The following is a 15,999-nucleotide window of genomic DNA, read 5'->3' as shown; positions in this document are numbered from 1 at the left end:
TCAGCCGCCTTGGCCGGCGCTGCCCATGGGGCCGACGGTGACGGCGGAGCCGGTGCCGCCGGTGACGGGGAGGGTGGCGGCGCCCGGCCAGGGGATGTCGGCGGCCTTGGTCTCTCCGGGCGGGGTGACCAGCAGGCCGGTGATGCGGACGCCGGAGCCGCCGGAGTCGTTGCTCGGGTAGTGGATGCCGAACGAGATCGAGGTGTCGCGCTTGAGGGTGATGGGGAAGACGGGCTCGCTGGTGCGCTTGGCGGAGATCGGTCCGGCGGTCGTCTTGAGGTCGACGCCGGCGAAGCCGTACATGGAGCAGTCGCCGGCGAGGTTGTTGAGGGTGACGGCGACGGTGCGGTTGCCGTCACCGTCGATGGTGACGTCGTCGGCGAGGAAGCTGAGGTCGTCGGTGCGGCACTTGGCGGGGCCGCCGGAGCCGGACTTGCCGCCGCCGGTGGTGGTGGTGCCGGTGGCCTTGTTCGGCGTGACGGAGGTCTGCCCGGAGTCCTTGACGGTGGAGCCGGAGCCGGAGGAGGTGTTCCCGCCCGCCTGGTTGCCGCCGGTGGTCGAGGATCCGGGTGCGGACGGTTGGGTGACGGCCTGGCCCGCCGGAGCGGCGGCGGGCGGGTTGCCCTGCGCGGCGTTGCCCGAGTCGGTGCCCTGGCATGCCGTCATCATCATCGCGCCGCCGACGACGGCGGCGGAGAGGAGGAAGGCCCTGCTGCGGTTCCCGAACATTGAACGTCCCCTTGGTATCCGGTGATCGAAGCCCGGGGCCGGCGAGGCCCCGCGGTGCTTGCTCGATCACTATTGCGAGGTCGCACGGCCGGGCGATACGGGAGTCGTCGACCCACGACGGCGCTGTCACAGACCGGTGACATGGTCACCAAAGAGAACAGCAAAGCCCGACAGCCCCCGATTCGACCCCACACCAACACCACGTTTGCCCTGGTGACACCCCCCAGGGCGGCTCCCGGCCGCCGGTGTTACAGAAGGTTGGTCGCCCGACGCCGACACCCGAAATCCCACGCCGGCGCTCGCGATCATGTGCAACAGCCCTTCCGGGGCGCCACAATCCGCGCTTCCCCCAAGCCAGTTGTGCTGTCCGCACTCAGCGCGGACGGACTCCGTCGAGAAGCGCACGCCACGCGGCCGGGGGCAGGGTGACTACCGGTCCGTCGACGAGCTTGGAGTCTCGAACTCCGATGGAGCCGAGGTCGGCGACGGCGACGCAGTCTTCGTTTCCACTGTGGCTGCTGGTCTTCCACTGGGCACGCTTGTCCTCGAAGCCCATGCGTTCATCTCCGCTTCCCGGGCCCGCTTCGCGACGAGTTCGATCGACTCGTCCACGGTCAGGGCAGCCGCTTGCAGATGATCGTAGGCCAGCGCGTGGGCGGCGAGACAGGTCGGACGAGAGGTCCAGGAACGACCTGTGAGTCCTTCGAGGTAGACAACGCGATCTCTCCCGAAGTCGTACCAGGTGAACGGTCCGGAGTTGAGACCCGGATGCGCGCCCACATCGTCGGGGAGTACCTGGAGGCGGATGTCGGCTCGCTGCGAAAGCACGACCAGGATGTGACCGAGTTGATCAGCGAGGGTCTGCCACCCACCGACCGGATTGCGAAGCGCCGAATCGTGGACGATGAACCACAACGAGCGTTGCGGGGACGCGGACTTCGTGACATCGCCGAGCCGTTCCACCCGGCGCTTCGTACGACGCAACACCTCGTCCTGTGCCAGGGTCGGTGAACCGGCTCGAATGACGGCGAAGGCGTACTCGAACGTTTGCAGCAGACCGGGAAGCAGGGTCGGCAGGTACGACCGCACAGCTACCGCAGACTGTTCCGCCTCCACCAGTCGCGCGTAGTGTGCGTTCCCGGCCATCTCGTCGGACTCCGTACGCCACCACCCCGGTTGCTCACGACCTTTGAGTTCACGGAAGGCAAGGCCGTCGTCCATCGCCGGATCCGCATCCACCAAGTGCGCCGGGCGCACGAACCCCAGCCGATCCAGTGGCACGCCGAACATGCTTTCCAGCACCCGTACGTAATCGGGCGTCGGCCAGGGCGGGTTCGCCGATTCCCAGCGTCGAACCTGCCGCACGCTCACATCCAGCCGCAGCCCCAACCCCGCCGCGCACTCCCGAAAGGCGGTCGAGAGATGCCGCTGCCCCATCCACCCATGCGCGTATCGTGCGCGAACGAGCGCCGGGTTGCCGGGTTTCGCCGTCATAACGTGCCACCCCCGAGGGCTGCATGAACCAATACCGGCCACGCTACCGCCGATATGGCCACATTTACGCCAGAACCACGATCTGCCCCTCCCCGTCCCCACCACGTCCCCCCGAAGTCCCCACCCGGACAGGTCGGCTGCCGACGGCGGCGGCGACCACAACCCCGACGCCACGCCTCGGCTTGCAGGGTGAGGGGTCGGGTCGGGTCCGCCGGGATGCGTTCCCGGGTGGGTCGGGTACTTCCGGCGGGGGTTGCGCTTGTGGTTTCGGGTGGCTGGTGCGGGGGCGGTCAGAGTTGGTGGTGGGCCGCCGCCGGCGTGCGGCCCCGAGACTTCGGGCTTCCGGCGAGACGGGCGCCTTGCTCGGCGAAAAAGCGACCAACAGCGGCGGGCAGGGAGGGCGCTCGGGTCGAGTTCGCCGGGTGTCCTTCCCGAGGGGGTCGGGGTGTTTCGGGTGTGTTTGGAGGGGAGTTGGGACTCGAAACCGGACGGCGTGGGGTGCCGCAGTCTCGGTGCGCGAGAAAACCGCAGGTCAGTGGGAAGGGAAGCCGTTTCGAGTGCCTCGGGATCCGGTTTCGGCTCCCACTGGGCACTTTCGGTCGGCTCGACAGCCTCCGCGAGGTCGCAGCGCCCGAAGCCGACCCCGACCGGGCAGTTTCGGTCTCCGCACCGGCGTCGAGGAGGCCGGAACACACGAAACCGGCACTCGACGCCCGACCTTTCACCCCGACCCCACAAAACCGCAGGTCACCGAAACCCGAAGCCCACAACCATCGACCGCGATCCGGTTTCGAGCCCCAACTCCCCTCCAAACACACCCGAAACACCCCGACCCCCTCGGGAAGGCCACCCGGCGGACCCGACCCGAGCGCCCTCCCCGTCCGCCGCTGTTGGTCGCTTTCAAGCCGACCAACACACCCGTCTCGCCGGAAGCCCGAAGTCTCGGGCCCCGCACGCCGGTGGCGGCCCATCACCGACTCTGGCCGCCCCCGCACCGGCCACCCGCAGCCTAAAAGCGCGACGCGCGCCGGAAGAACCCGGCCCATTCGGGAACGCACGCCCGGCGGACCCGACCCGAGCGCCCTCCCTGCCCGCCGCTGTTGGTCGCTTTCAAGCCGACCAACACACCCGCCCAGCCGAGACCTCGAAGTCTCGGGGCCCGCACGCCGGCGGCGGCTCACCCCCGACTCTGGCCGACCCCGCACCAGCCACCCGCAATCACAAGCGCAACCCCCGCCGGGAGCACCCGGCCCACTCGGGAAGGCCCCCCGGCGGACTCGACTTGACCGTCCTCCCTGCCCGCCTCTGCCGGTCGGTTTTCGCCGAGCAATACGCTCGCCTTGCCGGACGCCCGGAGTCTCGGGGCCCGCACGCCCGCGGCGACCCGCCCCCCGACGCGGACCGGCCCCGCACCGGCACACCGCAGCCGAAGAGCGGACAGCAAGAGGCGCCCCCCGCCGACTGCCACAACCGCACCACCGGCACCGGCACCGGCACCGGCACCGGCACCGCCGCAGGCAATGTCCCTCCGCAACCACGTGATTCACGTCGCCGGATACTCTCGCCGTATGTCTGGCGATCTCGTGGGGGCCGGCCTTTCGGGCGGGTTGACGGTGGCGGATTCCGGTCGGCTTCGTGCGGTGCCGTCGCGGGGGCGCAATATGCGTACCGCGGGCGACGTGGTCATGTTTGCCGCGTTCGTTGCGCAGCGCCCCGACTCCGATGCGCTCGAAACGCTCATGGAGTGGACCGGTCTTCCGGAAGAGGAGATCGTCGAGCGTATTGCCCAAGCCGAGCCGTACACCATGGTGATCGTCGCCGCAGGGCCGGACGACGCCCTGCCAGGGGTCGACATTTCGCATCTGGATCCGAGGTGGCTTGGTCAGCCCGGCACTTGTCGCTGGCTGGAGAAGATCGGCTTCGTACCCGACGGCGACGCCGTCCGGGTGTACGTGGTGCCCGCTCCGTACGAACCCCCGGCCGGATGCGAGTCGTACATCGAGTACTGCTTCGCCGTAGAGGATGCGATGGCGGTGCGCGTCGCGGCCTCGCTGATCGACGCGGGCTTGGTACCGGGTGGGCGGGTGCCGGTCGGGCAGGGGCCCACGGTGACCGGCGACGACGAAGTGTGCCGGGCGCTCACGGAGGTGGTTCGAGAGCTGGCCGACAGCCACCACTGGTATGCCGGCGACGCGTTCCGGTGGGTCGAGTGCACGCTGCTCGACGCCGTGGCCGGAATGCCACCGGAGCACGCCGCCCGCTTCCTCGACCGAGCAAGCGCCTACGAGTGGGCCACGGCGATCGCCGAAGGGTGGGAGGACCGCGATCGGCTCGCTGAGGTGATCGAGCGAGCCGAGTTCGCCCCCGAGGCGGCGGCCGAACCCGTCGATCCGCAACCGGTCCGCGAGGCGATCGGCGACTGGGGGACGGCGCTGGTGTGTCTGGTCGCATGGGCGGTGGACGTGGACGTCCTCACGGCAACCCTCGCGCGGGCGCGGCCCGTTGCGCTCGATCCGGCAACGTTCGCCTCATCCGCATCGGATGCGATCGAACTCGAAGCCATCGCCGTACGGATCACCCGCCTGCCGGCATCGGCACCGGCACCCGACGACCCCGAGGCGATCCCGATGTGGTCGCTGACCTGCACGCCGCGCACAGGGGTCTCGTGGCAGGAGGTCCTGCGGGACGTACGTCGCATGGCCTGGCGCCTACAGGAGGCAGGCGCGACCCGGATGAGCGTCGAGTTCGGCGACCCGACGGGCGAACCCGACCTCACGCCTTCCGCAGCATATGGAACGTGCGTCGATCCCGTCGGAGAATCCTGAGCGGCTCACCACCATCGGCCACGGTTGCCCGTGAATACTCCAACCCGACGGTGTGCAGCCGGTAGACGATCATCCGCAAATCCTCCGAGAGGTCCGTCCAGGACGTGCCGTCCTTCGGCCGAAACGTCATTGACACATATCCCCGGTCGGACTCGGCGTCGTACAGCTCACCGATGATCGAGATCTCCACGCGCTCGTTCTCGATCCGCGCGGCATGCCCACCCGTGCTCTGCCGCGCTCCGGCCACGATGGACACGAAGTCGTCGAGTTCGCCGTCCCACGTCACGAACATCTCGACAGGCGCGAGGTGGTCCCCCAGCGCCAAGCCCCCGAACTCCGGATCCCCGGCCTCGGGCATCGGCCGAGGCCGCGAGTGGCTGTGATCGTCACCAGACCGCTGCAGCCACGGATCCGACTCCAGGTAGATCTGGTCGGCCCAGTGTTCCTCGGAGTACTCGAACAAGAACCGGCGATCGTTTTCCTCCGTGAAGTCCCAACGGTAGGGCCGCATGTGGCGATCCACTCGAAGGAACGCCTCCTCCTCCGAAACCCCGTACACCCGCACCATGTCGTCCACGATTTCGAACAGGAACTTGTACACAGGCTCGGTCCCGCGCACGGCGAACACCCGACGCACAGACTTCACACCACCGTCTTCGAACACATCGAAAACCCTAGCGACCCTCGGGACCGCCGGAGAGGGAGTCCTCGTCTGGTGAAGCGCGCGCCCGGGAACGAGATCCGCGCGCGCCAGGCCGTCGAACTCCGGTGCGCCGAAGGCGACTCCAGATCTCACGGGCCGTATCCGGGTTGTCGCGCCAGGGAATAGGCGTGCGGCGCGACTGTCAAGCAGCATTCGGCCGGCCGCCATACCATTTCTCGCACGTCAGTCGAAGAACCGTGGCCTGACGGTCGACATCGGTCATTCGTCGCCGGTTCGTTACATCAGCAGATCACGCTTCGTTTGCTCGATGGTCAGGGGATCGCAGAAGAATACCGTGTTGAAGGCGACTTCCGTTCCTGCAGGTTTTGCCGGTTGGCCGGGTGAGGTCCCGAAGTGCCTTGCGGTTCGGTTCAGAATTTCGGAGACGACCCTCTTTCCTTCCGGCTCGTCGCGCAGGAGAAGTTCTGCACGAAGGATCAGAAGGAGATATCTGTCGGCGGGAATCCACGAAAGATCTCTTGTATATTCCGCGAGTGCCGGCCAGTTCCAGCCGAACTGGAAAGGGAACTTCAGTTCGCTGGAGAACGACTCGAGCACGCCCTGGCTGTCGAGCATTCGGGCTCCGTCGAGGCGTGCGCAGTAAATACTTCCGGTCGGCGGCAGCGGGATGGCATGGACCTCGGTGTCCGGAACGAAATGAAACCAGGGGGATTCGTGCTGCCAAATATCGGTGCCAAGCATCATTTGTACACGATCCAAGATTTGTAGTGGTTGGGGCTGTAGTATATCGAACCGTCCGACCCCGAAACGATTCTTTCGGTGCTTCTACTGGGATCGCCTTTGGTTTGGAGTGACCCCCATTCTCGGTAGGCGATCGGATTTCCGTGCGCATCGTGGGTCGGCAGGATTGTGCTGTTGTTTCTACCGTCGTTCTGGAACGGCGTCGGCAGGGATTCCCCCTTGATTCCGTCAGGGTAACCGTAGGGATGGACGCCGCGATCTTCTATCCAGCGAATCACCTCGAGCGATTCCGCCGGAATCGCCGACGGGAGCCACCATCCGGGCGGCGGGTTGCCGAATGAGGAACCAGGGCTGTAGGCAGCGAGCCCCAGCGGATCGAGCCAGGTGAGAGGATTTGTGACGTACCCATGTGGATTTGGCGCGGGCTTCAATCCCCAGGGATCCGGACTGGCGTATGCTCCGAAGGTCGGATCGTACTGGCGGAAATAATTGGATGAAAATTGGCTCTCTTCGTCGCGAAACTGTCCCGGGAACCCAAGCGGACAATAGGCAAGGTGATTCATGGGTCGTTCGTCGCAACCCCAGAGTGAAGTACGCGTGCCCCCCGCCCGGTGACCGAACATGTCGATCAAGTCGGTTGGGGTTCCGGCGGGATCGGTGACGATCGAAAAAATATGGCTTTCGGCATCGGAGGCGCTACTCGATATCACGGCCTGGGTGATCGGGCGGGGGGCATCCGGGTGGTAGTTCCAGTTGAGGATTCGGCCGTCGGCTGTCGACTCTTCGACGAGGTCGGTTCCATCCCAGGTATAGGTGTAGTGCTGCGGGGTGTCTTCGCTGTCAGAAACGAGAGTTTTGGAGAATCTGCGTCCGAAAGGATCGTAGATATAGTTCCATGTGTGGCCGCTGGGCGTTACCGTGGAGACGAGTCGATCGTCGGTATCCCACGAGTAGTTCCAAACGTACGATTTTCCGGAAAGAGACTTCCGGGTGCGTCGTATGATGCGGCCCTGGCGGTCGTGGTCCAGCTGTGTGCGGCCGACACGGCGAGTGAGAGTCCCGGATACCTCACGTGAGCCCTGTTCAGCTGTATCGGCGGTCGGCCATTGGCCGTGGATCTGGTTTCCGGCGGTGTCATATGCATAACATTCGGACCAGCCCGGCGCATTTTTGCCAAGTACTCGTCCTACCTCGTCGAGATTGAACGACGTCATCCCGTGGAGTGAATCCTCGATGGATACGACACAGCCATCGTCACGGTAAGTGAAGCCACGGTGAAGCGTTTGCCGAGTTCCGAGGCGTGGGTCAAGGACGGCCGCCAGTCCGGTTGCCGAGGATCCAATCGTGATCGACTGGTCGATGAGGCGATGAGTCTCGGTCCACTTCTGCGCGAGAGTGACGTGATCCCCGAACTCTCGCCGCGTTTCGCGACCTGCGGCGTCGTGGGTGAATTCAAATGCATGCCCCGAAGTGTGCAGGGCCAGCGGCCTCCCAGCGGCGTCGTAGGTCCATTCGCTGACCTGACCGCTCGGAGTCTCGCGACGCGTTCGCCGGCCGAGTTCGTCGTAACTGCATCGGAGATGGCGGCCGTTGCAGATTTCGGCCACCGCTCGTCCGGACGCATCCCGGAGTAGAACCAAATCCACATCAGGACCGGTGGCCCTGCGCAGTCGACCGAGAGCGTCGTGTTCGTAGCGTGTTTCGTGACCCGTGGCTTCGTGGTGTTGGACAACGACCCGACCGAGTGCGTCCCGGGTGTATGCAACAGCCTCCCCCGCTCCGTTGACGCGACGGATCAGTCGTCCTGCGGAGTCGTGGCGATAGGTGAGGCGCCGGCCGTTGAAGTCGGTTTCGGCGAGCAGCCGGCCGCCTGGATCGTATTCGTAACTCCACGTCAAACCCTGGGGGTTGGTGACCCTTGTCAGGTGCAACTCGGCGTTGTAGGTGAATTCCAACCTCGCGCCGTCGGGGTTGGTTTGGGCGGAGGGGAGGTCGAAGTGGGTTGATTCGTAGGATGTGGTGAAGACCGCTGGGTTTACGTGGTGGCGGAGGTTGCCTTCGGCGTCCCAGGTCCAGGATTCGGTGGTGCCGTCGGGGCGTTCGCGGCGGGCCGGTTTTCCTTCCACCGTCCAGGCCGTTTTGGTGGTGTGGCCCAAGGGGTCGGTCAAGGCGGTGGTGCGGCCGAAGGCGTTGTGGGTGATGTGGGTGGTGGCGCTCAGTGGGTCGGTGATTGTGGTGGGGAGGCCGGCCGCGTTCGATGTGACCGTTGTGGTGTGGCCCAGGGCGTTGGTGATGGTTGTGAGGTGGCCGGCCTCGTTGTATGTGTGGGATGTGACCGCGTTGATTTCGTCAGTGGTGGTGAGGAGGTTGCCGCGGCTGTCGTAGGTGTGGTGGCGGACTGTGCCGTCCGGGGCGGTGATTCGGGTGGGGCGGCAGAGCACCGGGTCGACTTCGGCGACTGTGAAGGTGCCATCGGGGTGGATGACGCCGGTCGGGTTGCCCTGTGCGTCGTATGCGTACCTCGTGGTGTGGCCGAGTTCGTCGGTTACTGCGACTCGGCGGTTGTAGGAGTCCCATTCGGTGCGCCTGGTGCCGCCGAGGGGGTCGGTTTCGCGGATTACCTGGGACCAGTCGTTGTATTCGTATTCGCGGACGGCGCCGAGGGCGTTGGTCATCCTGGTGATTCGGGACGCTTCGTCGTACTCGAACGTGTTGTCCATGACGCCGGCCACGCCGGAGCCCCTGACGCAGCGGCCGGCCTCGTCGTATTCGTACTGGTACCAGGTGTCGTTGCGGTCGGTCCAGGACGTCATGCGGTTGTGGGGGTCGTAGGTGAAGCGCAGGGGGCGGCCCGAGGAGTTGACGACTTCGGTGAGGTTGCCGAGCGCGTCGTGGGTGAAGGTGACGAGGCCGACGCAGGCCGCCGGGTCGTTCGTGCTCGTGTGGGTGACCGGGTCCGCGCCGAGCAGGCGGTATCCCGTGATCAGGCCCGCCGCCGAGTCGACCGCCACCCGGTAGCCGCCCGAGTGGGTGACCTCGCACGGCACACCTTCGGCGTCGTAGACGTACTCGACGCGATTCGCGTTGCGATCCGTCAGCGCCCGCACCGGTATTCGGCGCGACGCCCGCCCCGGCAGCGCCGCGAAGGACCACGTCCACCCCCGCCGCGGGTCGGTGACCGTGAACGTGCCGGCGCCGTCCCACGCCAGGGGCCACCGGTATCCGCCCATCGGCAGCACCGGCTCGCCTGGCCTCGGCACCGGATAGCGCAGCGTCATCCCGTCGGCGGCCGTGAAGGTGACCCGGTCCGCGCCCAGACGCAGGCTTTGGTCGAGCGTCGATGCCCACCGCTCACCGAAGAACCGGCCCCCGCCGAACGCCGTCCGGTGATGCCGCTCCAGCACCAACGGCAGCGCGCCCGCCAGCGTCACGTCGGTCTGCGGCAACACCATCTCGCCGGTGACCACGTCGATCGGCTCACCCTCGCGCGTGCATGCCTCCGCGGCCCGGCAGCGCGGGTTGTCCCGCTTGGCGATGTTCTTCTCGACCTGCTCGGCGGGCGTCAGCGCCTTGTTGCCGCCGCGCGTTGCCAGTGTCAGGGCCAGGTCGGGCGCCGCGTGGCCGAGCCAGCGGGCCGGGTTCTTCTTGAAGTCCTCCCACGAGGAGACGACCGTGTCCTGGGCGAACCCCACCGGGTCCCGGGCGATGCCGAGCATGCCGCCCGCGATGCCCTTGAGGTCGGTGGCGTAGGCGATCGGGTCGACGAAGATGCGACCCGGGTCGATCGTCCACGCGAAGCTCGCGAGTTCGAAGACCCCGCCGGCGGCGCCCTTGGCGAAATCGATCCCGGCCTGGCGGAGCGTCTTCCATATGTCCGGGTCGAGGTCGAGTACGCCACGGGACTTGCGCAGTTCCAACAGCGCGTGCGCGTCGGCCTTTTCCACCCGCTCGCGGACCCGCGTCAACTGCTCCTGCGCCTCGCGCAACATGTCCGCGCCCGGATGGCCCTCGGGCTTGTGCGGCAGCGGGGGCAGGCACTCCTTGCCGACGCCGTTGGCTTTCTGCACATCCTGATTGCGCTTGGCCAGGTCGTACGACTCCTGCTCGCGCGCCTGTGCCTCGATCAGCCAGAACGCCTGCTTGGCCTTGGGAATGATCTCGTTCGCGCACTCGCCCTGGGCGAACCGCAACACCTCGGCGAACTCGCGCAACTTCGCGGCGACACTCGGGTATTCCTTGCCGTGCAGGCCCAGGATCTCGGTGACGATCCCGAGGTCCTTGCGAAAGCCCTCCGCCGCGTTGCCCTGCCAGAGGTCCTGGCCCTCGATTTTGCCGAGCCGGCCCTTGGCCTCCAGCGCCTGCGCCGAGAACCGGGTCAGCACGTCGGCGAGCGTCTGTAACACCTCCCAGTCGCCCGGTATCAGGCCGCGTGGCTGCGAGTCGGGGGTGAGTGGTTCGCCGGATACCAACACCGGGCGGCCTCCGTCAGTTCGTGGTGCCCAGGTCGTCGCCCGCGTGGATCGAGGCCGCGCCGCCGGGCGTGAAGAACCGGGCCTCGGCGTCGCGTTCGGCCGCCTCGTACTGCTGCGCGGCCATCTCCAGCGCGACCGCGATGTTCTCGCCGAGGTTCACCAGCGCGGCCATCGCCTTGGCGGACTCCAGTACGATCTCGCCGGCTTGGAACGGTGACGAGTAGTACTTCTGCAGCGCCACCAACCCGTCCCGCAACGGCTGCTGCTTCTGCGCGATCTCCCGGGCCACCGTCAGCGCCTCGATCAACTCCGTACCGGCCCCGCGCACGAACGTGCTGTCGACCTTGAAACCGTCGTCACCCATCCGCCGCCTCCGCGTTCCACAGACTCGCCCGCAGCCGCACCGGTCGTGGGCCGGCCAGGTCGATCGCGATGTCGTAGCCGGGTGGCAACAGCCGCACCAGGTCGGCGCCTTCGGTGGCGAACCAGTCGCACCCGCCCCGGACGAACAGCGCCAACTGCTCCTCGGACGTGAACACCGGAACCACCCCACCACCCGGCGGCCCGATCGCCGCGAAGCCGACCCGCTCGGGTCGTTCGCAGTACAGCCGGGCCGCGAGCAACGCGGCGAGCAGCGCCGGCGGATCGCCCGCGAGCAGCCGGGCGATCTCCCGCCGCAGCGGCGATATACCCAGCAGTGGTACACGGGCCGGGACGCCCACAACCACGAGACTCTCCGGAACGTCGGCACCGGTGGCCAGTGCCTGGACGTCCCCGGCGGCAACACCAACCAGGGCACGTCGCTGATCGTCTATTCCTGCAACAACGGCGACAACCAGGTGTGGCACCGGGCGGACACGCAGTACGGCTCGTCCTTCCAGAACTACCCGGGAAGCGGCCACGTACTGGACCTCGCGGGTGGCTCGACCCAGTCCGGCGCGCTGGCGATCATCTGGCCCTGGAATGGGCAACCGAACCAGCAGTGGCAGCGGGTGTGACACCGACCCGATCCGGCGGCAGGGCGCGCCCGACATCCCCCGGAGATGTCGAACCCACCTGAACCGCCCATCCGCATCGCACCGCACCACGCAAGCCGCCCTCACGCGAACCGACGCGTGGGGGCGGCTTGCGTGGGTGACAGCGAGGTCGCCCGCGCCGCCCGTCGCCCGGTAGAGGGACGAACCGGTCGATCCGTTCGCGTACGCGTCACCGAATAGTCGCCCACAGCTACCCGTTCCCGAGCAAAGCGCGACCCGGGCTGCTACTAGGCTGGCCGAGCAGACCAGCGTGCCCCTTGACCAAGGAGAAACTCGTGCCGTCCATCGACGTCATCCACGCCCGGGAGATCCTGGACTCCCGAGGGAACCCCACGGTGGAGGTCGAGGTCGTCCTCGACGACGGCAGCTCGGGCCGTGCCGCCGTGCCGTCCGGCGCTTCCACCGGCGCCTTCGAGGCCGTCGAGCTGCGGGACGGCGACGAGTCCCGCTACGGCGGCAAGGGTGTACAGAAGGCCGTCGACGCGGTCAACGACCGCATCTACGACGAGATCGTCGGCACCGAGGCCGACGACCAGCGGCTGATCGACCAGGCGATGATCGACCTGGACGGCACCGAGAACAAGGCCGAACTCGGCGCCAACGCCATCCTCGGCGTCTCGCTCGCCGTGGCGCACGCCGCCGCCGAATCGGTGAACCTGCCGCTGTTCCGCTACCTGGGCGGCCCGAACGCGCACGTGCTTCCGGTGCCGATGATGAACATCCTCAACGGTGGTGCGCACGCGGACACCAACGTCGACATCCAGGAGTTCATGATCGCGCCGATCGGCGCGGAGACCTTCGCCGAGGCGGTGCGCTGGGGTACCGAGGTGTACCACTGCCTGAAGTCCGTACTGAAGGCCCGCGGCCTGGCCACCAGCATCGGCGACGAGGGCGGCTTCGCGCCGAACCTGGAGAACAACCGCGCCGCGCTCGACCTGATCGTCGAGGCGATCGAGAAGGCCGGCTACACCCCGGGCACCGACGTCGCGCTGGCCCTGGACGTGGCCGCGAGCGAGTTCCACACCGACGGCGCCTACGTGTTCGAGGGTGCCAAGAAGACCTCCGCCGAGATGTCGGCCTACTACGCCGAGCTGGTCGAGGCGTACCCGCTGGTGTCCATCGAGGACCCGCTGGACGAGAGCGACTGGGAGGGCTGGGTCGCGCTCACCGCGCAGCTCGGCGACAAGGTCCAGCTGGTCGGCGACGACCTGTTCGTCACCAACCCGGAGCGCCTGGCGCGCGGCATCGCCGAGAAGGCGGGCAACGCCCTCCTGGTGAAGGTCAACCAGATCGGCACGCTCACCGAGACCTTCGACGCCGTGTCGCTCGCCCACCGCAACGGCTACCGGTGCATGATGAGTCACCGGTCCGGCGAGACCGAGGACACCACGATCGCGGACCTCGCGGTGGCCACGGACTGCGGCCAGATCAAGACGGGCGCCCCGGCGCGCTCCGACCGGGTCGCCAAGTACAACCAGCTGCTGCGCATCGAGGAGATCCTCGACGACGCGGCGGAGTACGCCGGCCGCGCCGCGTTCCCGCGCTTCCAGGGCTGACGCCCGGTCGAGCGGGGGACCGCCGGCGCCGAATCGACGGAACGGCGGGAGGACGCGTGAGCGAGCAGGGCGAGGGCGGTCGCAGGACGGCCGGGCCGACTCGGGTCGCCCGCGCGTCCCGAGCCGTCGCACCGCCGCGCCAGGCCCGCGGTACCCGCCCGGCATCGGCCTCGTCGAGGCCGGCCGGGTCCAGGCCCGCCAAGTCTGCCAAGCCGAAGACCGCGGCCGGGTCCTTCAAGGGCTCGGCCGCGGCGGCGGGCCTGGGTCGGCTGCGCCGGCGCGGCGGCGGCAAGTGGATCGTGCTGAGTCTGGTGGTGCTGAGCCTGGCGATCGCCCTCGTCTACCCGCTGCGGCAATATCTGGCGCAGCGCTCCGACGTGGCCGACCTGCGCGAGAGCACCCGCAAGCAGCAGTCCGAGACCGAGCGCATGCGGTCCGACCTGGAGCGCTGGAACGACCCGGCGTACGTTCGGCAACAGGCGCGCGAGCGGCTGCACTTCGTCTACCCCGGCGACACCGCCTACCTGGTGGTGCCGCCCGCCGGCACCGCGGGCAACCCGGCGCCGCCCACCCCGGCCCAGGCGGGCTCGCCGCCCTGGTACCGGAACCTGTGGGACTCCACCCGCGACGCGGACAAGGCCGGTACGCCGACCCCGAGCACGTCGCCGACGCCCACGAGGACACCCGCCACGTCGATCGGCTAGGCCGGTCCGGGCCGCCGCCGGCCCCGCGCGGCCCGCCGCGACCGGCCGCCGCACCCGGCTCCGGGGCGGCACCCCGCTCGAACGTCGGTCCGAACCATTCAGCGAAACAGGACATACTCCCTCCATGGATCAGCAGGACATCGACGCCGTCAAGGCGCAGCTCGGCCGTACCCCGCGTGGTCTGCGCGGCGTCGCACACCGGTGCCCGTGTGGGCTGCCGGACGTCGTGGAGACCGCCCCGCGCCTGGAGGACGGTTCGCCGTTTCCGACGCTGTACTACCTGACCTGCCCCCGGGCGGCGTCCGCGATCGGGACGCTGGAGGCGAAGAACGTCATGCGCGAGATGAACGCGCGCCTGGCCGAGGACGAGGATCTGGCCGCCCGGTACGCCGCCGCGCACGAGGACTACATCGCGCGCCGGGACGCGATCGAGGTGCTGGAGGGCTTCCCGTCGGCGGGCGGCATGCCGGACCGGGTCAAGTGCCTGCACGTCCTGGCCGGCCACGCGCTCGCCGCCGGACGCGGCGTCAACCCGCTCGGCGACGAGGCACTGGACGCGCTGCCCGACTGGTGGGCCAAGGGCCCGTGCGTGTGCGTGGACGCCCCCGCCGACGCCTCTCCCGACGCCCCCACCACGCCGCCCGCCGACGCCCCCGCCCCGGAGGACGAGACCCGATGACCCGACGCGTGGCCGCGATCGACTGCGGCACCAACTCCATCCGCCTGCTCGTCGCCGACTTGGACCCGGCCGCCGGCACCCTGGTCGACCTGGACCGCCGGATGCGGATCGTACGACTCGGCCAGGGCGTGGACCGGACCGGCCGGCTGGCTCCGGAGGCCCTGGAGCGCACCTTCGCGGCGTGCGTCGACTACGCCGAGGTGATCCGCGAACTGGGCGCCGAGCGGGTGCGTTTCGTGGCCACCAGCGCCAGCCGGGACGCGGAGAACCGGGACGATTTCCGGGACGGCGTCCGGAAGATCCTGGGCGTCGAGCCGGAGGTGATCTCGGGCGACGAGGAGGCCGCGCTGTCCTTCGTGGGGGCGACCCGCGAGCTGGCCGGGACCGGCGCCGTCGAGACGCCCTACCTCGTGGTCGATCTCGGCGGCGGATCCACCGAGTTCGTACTCGGCACCGACCGGCCCGAGGCGGCCCGATCGGTGGACATCGGCTGCGTCCGGATGACCGAGCGCCACCTGCGCGACGACCCGCCGACGCAGGCCCAGGTCGCCGCCGCGATCACCGACATCGAGGTCGCCCTGGACCAGGTCGCGGCCGTGGTCCCCCTGGCGCGCGCCCGCACCCTGGTCGGCCTGGCCGGTTCGGTGACCACCGTCGCGGGCATCGCGCTCGACCTGCCCGAATACGACTCGACCACGATCCACCACGCCCGGTTGACGCTGGACCAGGTCCGCGCCGTCACCGCTCGCCTTCTGGCGAGCACCCACGCCGAACGCGCGACCATCCCCGTCCTGCACCCGGGCCGCGTCGACGTGATCGCCGCCGGCGCGCTGGTCCTGCGCACGATCATGGAACGCACCGGCCTGACCGAGGTCGTGGTCAGCGAACACGACATCCTGGACGGCATCGCCTGGTCCGAGGCGGAGGCCCCGGTCGGCGACTAGCCCCGCTCCCACACTCGCGGACGCGCCCGCCCCGCCCGACCCCCGTGGCGCGCCCGCGAGTTGGCCCCCGCACGCCGTCCCGCCCCGGATCGGCAAGGAGCAAAGGGCGCCCCAACAGGCAGCGGACAGGCAGCGCCCAAAGAACGAACAACCA

13 protein-coding genes and 1 pseudogene are annotated in these 15,999 nt (G+C 68.5%); 6 read left to right on the top strand and 8 right to left on the bottom strand.

The annotated features are described in order from the left end of the window. The 3 genes and pseudogenes from ACWGR4_RS45725 to ACWGR4_RS45715 form a co-directional block, all read right to left on the bottom strand. Positions 1–729, bottom strand: coding sequence for a DUF4232 domain-containing protein (locus ACWGR4_RS45725; protein WP_452131698.1), 729 nt, complete (start codon positions 727–729; stop codon positions 1–3). 373 nt (positions 730–1,102) lie between these two features. Beyond that, positions 1,103–1,285 (bottom strand): DUF397 domain-containing protein, encoded by a 183-nt coding sequence (locus ACWGR4_RS45720; RefSeq protein WP_452131699.1) that lies wholly within the window; start codon positions 1,283–1,285, stop codon positions 1,103–1,105. Between the two features lie 41 nt (positions 1,286–1,326). Then, positions 1,327–1,875: pseudogene (locus ACWGR4_RS45715) on the bottom strand (DUF5753 domain-containing protein); the annotation flags it as partial. A 2,009-nt stretch (positions 1,876–3,884) separates the two neighbouring features. Between ACWGR4_RS45715 and ACWGR4_RS45710 the strand changes: the two are divergent. Then, entirely contained in the window at positions 3,885–5,048 is a 1,164-nt protein-coding gene (locus tag ACWGR4_RS45710; RefSeq protein ID WP_452131700.1) for a hypothetical protein, read from the top strand. On the opposite strand, the gene ACWGR4_RS45705 is transcribed toward ACWGR4_RS45710, so the two are convergent. From ACWGR4_RS45705 to ACWGR4_RS45685, 5 genes are all read right to left on the bottom strand, one after another. Then, the gene (locus tag ACWGR4_RS45705) at positions 4,996–5,844 is read right to left on the bottom strand and encodes a hypothetical protein (RefSeq protein ID WP_452131701.1); all 849 of its coding nucleotides are present in this window, start codon (positions 5,842–5,844) and stop codon (positions 4,996–4,998) included. The genes ACWGR4_RS45710 and ACWGR4_RS45705 overlap by 53 nt on opposite strands. A gap of 144 nt (positions 5,845–5,988) precedes the next feature. Continuing rightward, positions 5,989–6,456, bottom strand: coding sequence for a barstar family protein (locus ACWGR4_RS45700; protein ID WP_452131702.1), 468 nt, complete (start codon positions 6,454–6,456; stop codon positions 5,989–5,991). Then, complete coding sequence (locus tag ACWGR4_RS45695) at positions 6,453–10,925, bottom strand: DUF6531 domain-containing protein (protein WP_452131703.1); 4,473 nt, start codon at positions 10,923–10,925, stop codon at positions 6,453–6,455. Before ACWGR4_RS45695 ends, ACWGR4_RS45700 begins: the two co-directional genes overlap by 4 nt. 13 nt (positions 10,926–10,938) lie before the next feature. Then, positions 10,939–11,289 carry a hypothetical protein gene (locus ACWGR4_RS45690; RefSeq protein ID WP_452131704.1) on the bottom strand — a complete coding sequence of 117 codons (351 nt, stop codon included), beginning with the start codon at positions 11,287–11,289 and terminating at the stop codon, positions 10,939–10,941. Continuing rightward, positions 11,282–11,653: an SseB family protein gene (locus ACWGR4_RS45685; RefSeq protein ID WP_452131705.1), complete on the bottom strand. Its 372-nt coding sequence runs from the start codon at positions 11,651–11,653 to the stop codon at positions 11,282–11,284. Before ACWGR4_RS45685 ends, ACWGR4_RS45690 begins: the two co-directional genes overlap by 8 nt. On the opposite strand from ACWGR4_RS45685, the gene ACWGR4_RS45680 reads away from it, so the two are divergent. From ACWGR4_RS45680 to ACWGR4_RS45660, 5 genes are all read left to right on the top strand, one after another. Then, positions 11,570–11,923, top strand: coding sequence for an RICIN domain-containing protein (locus tag ACWGR4_RS45680; protein WP_452131709.1), 354 nt, complete (start codon positions 11,570–11,572; stop codon positions 11,921–11,923). The two genes, ACWGR4_RS45685 and ACWGR4_RS45680, sit on opposite strands and share 84 nt — an antisense overlap. A 314-nt stretch (positions 11,924–12,237) precedes the next feature. Further along, positions 12,238–13,518, top strand: a complete 1,281-nt coding sequence (eno, locus tag ACWGR4_RS45675) for a phosphopyruvate hydratase (protein WP_380014136.1) — start codon at positions 12,238–12,240, stop codon at positions 13,516–13,518. Between the two features lie 56 nt (positions 13,519–13,574). Then, positions 13,575–14,222: an FtsB family cell division protein gene (locus ACWGR4_RS45670; RefSeq protein ID WP_452131706.1), complete on the top strand. Its 648-nt coding sequence runs from the start codon at positions 13,575–13,577 to the stop codon at positions 14,220–14,222. A gap of 124 nt (positions 14,223–14,346) precedes the next feature. Then, entirely contained in the window at positions 14,347–14,901 is a 555-nt protein-coding gene (locus ACWGR4_RS45665; RefSeq protein ID WP_452131707.1) for a DUF501 domain-containing protein, read from the top strand. Continuing rightward, entirely contained in the window at positions 14,898–15,845 is a 948-nt protein-coding gene (locus tag ACWGR4_RS45660; protein ID WP_452131708.1) for a Ppx/GppA phosphatase family protein, read from the top strand. The genes ACWGR4_RS45665 and ACWGR4_RS45660 overlap by 4 nt, the downstream gene beginning before the upstream one ends. Positions 15,846–15,999 lie beyond the last annotated feature (154 nt).

Source organism: Embleya sp. NPDC055664 (assembly GCF_053618075.1).
This window is presented reverse-complemented; position numbering and strand designations above follow the sequence as displayed.

Coding starts and splice junctions, on each gene's coding strand:
- ACWGR4_RS45725 (WP_452131698.1), bottom strand. CDS start 729: ATGTTCGGGAACCGCAGCAGGGCCTTCCTCCTCTCCGCCGCCGTCGTC.
- ACWGR4_RS45720 (WP_452131699.1), bottom strand. CDS start 1,285: ATGGGCTTCGAGGACAAGCGTGCCCAGTGGAAGACCAGCAGCCACAGT.
- ACWGR4_RS45710 (WP_452131700.1), top strand. CDS start 3,885: ATGCGTACCGCGGGCGACGTGGTCATGTTTGCCGCGTTCGTTGCGCAG.
- ACWGR4_RS45700 (WP_452131702.1), bottom strand. CDS start 6,456: ATGATGCTTGGCACCGATATTTGGCAGCACGAATCCCCCTGGTTTCAT.
- ACWGR4_RS45690 (WP_452131704.1), bottom strand. CDS start 11,289: ATGGGTGACGACGGTTTCAAGGTCGACAGCACGTTCGTGCGCGGGGCC.
- ACWGR4_RS45665 (WP_452131707.1), top strand. CDS start 14,347: ATGGATCAGCAGGACATCGACGCCGTCAAGGCGCAGCTCGGCCGTACC.
- ACWGR4_RS45660 (WP_452131708.1), top strand. CDS start 14,898: ATGACCCGACGCGTGGCCGCGATCGACTGCGGCACCAACTCCATCCGC.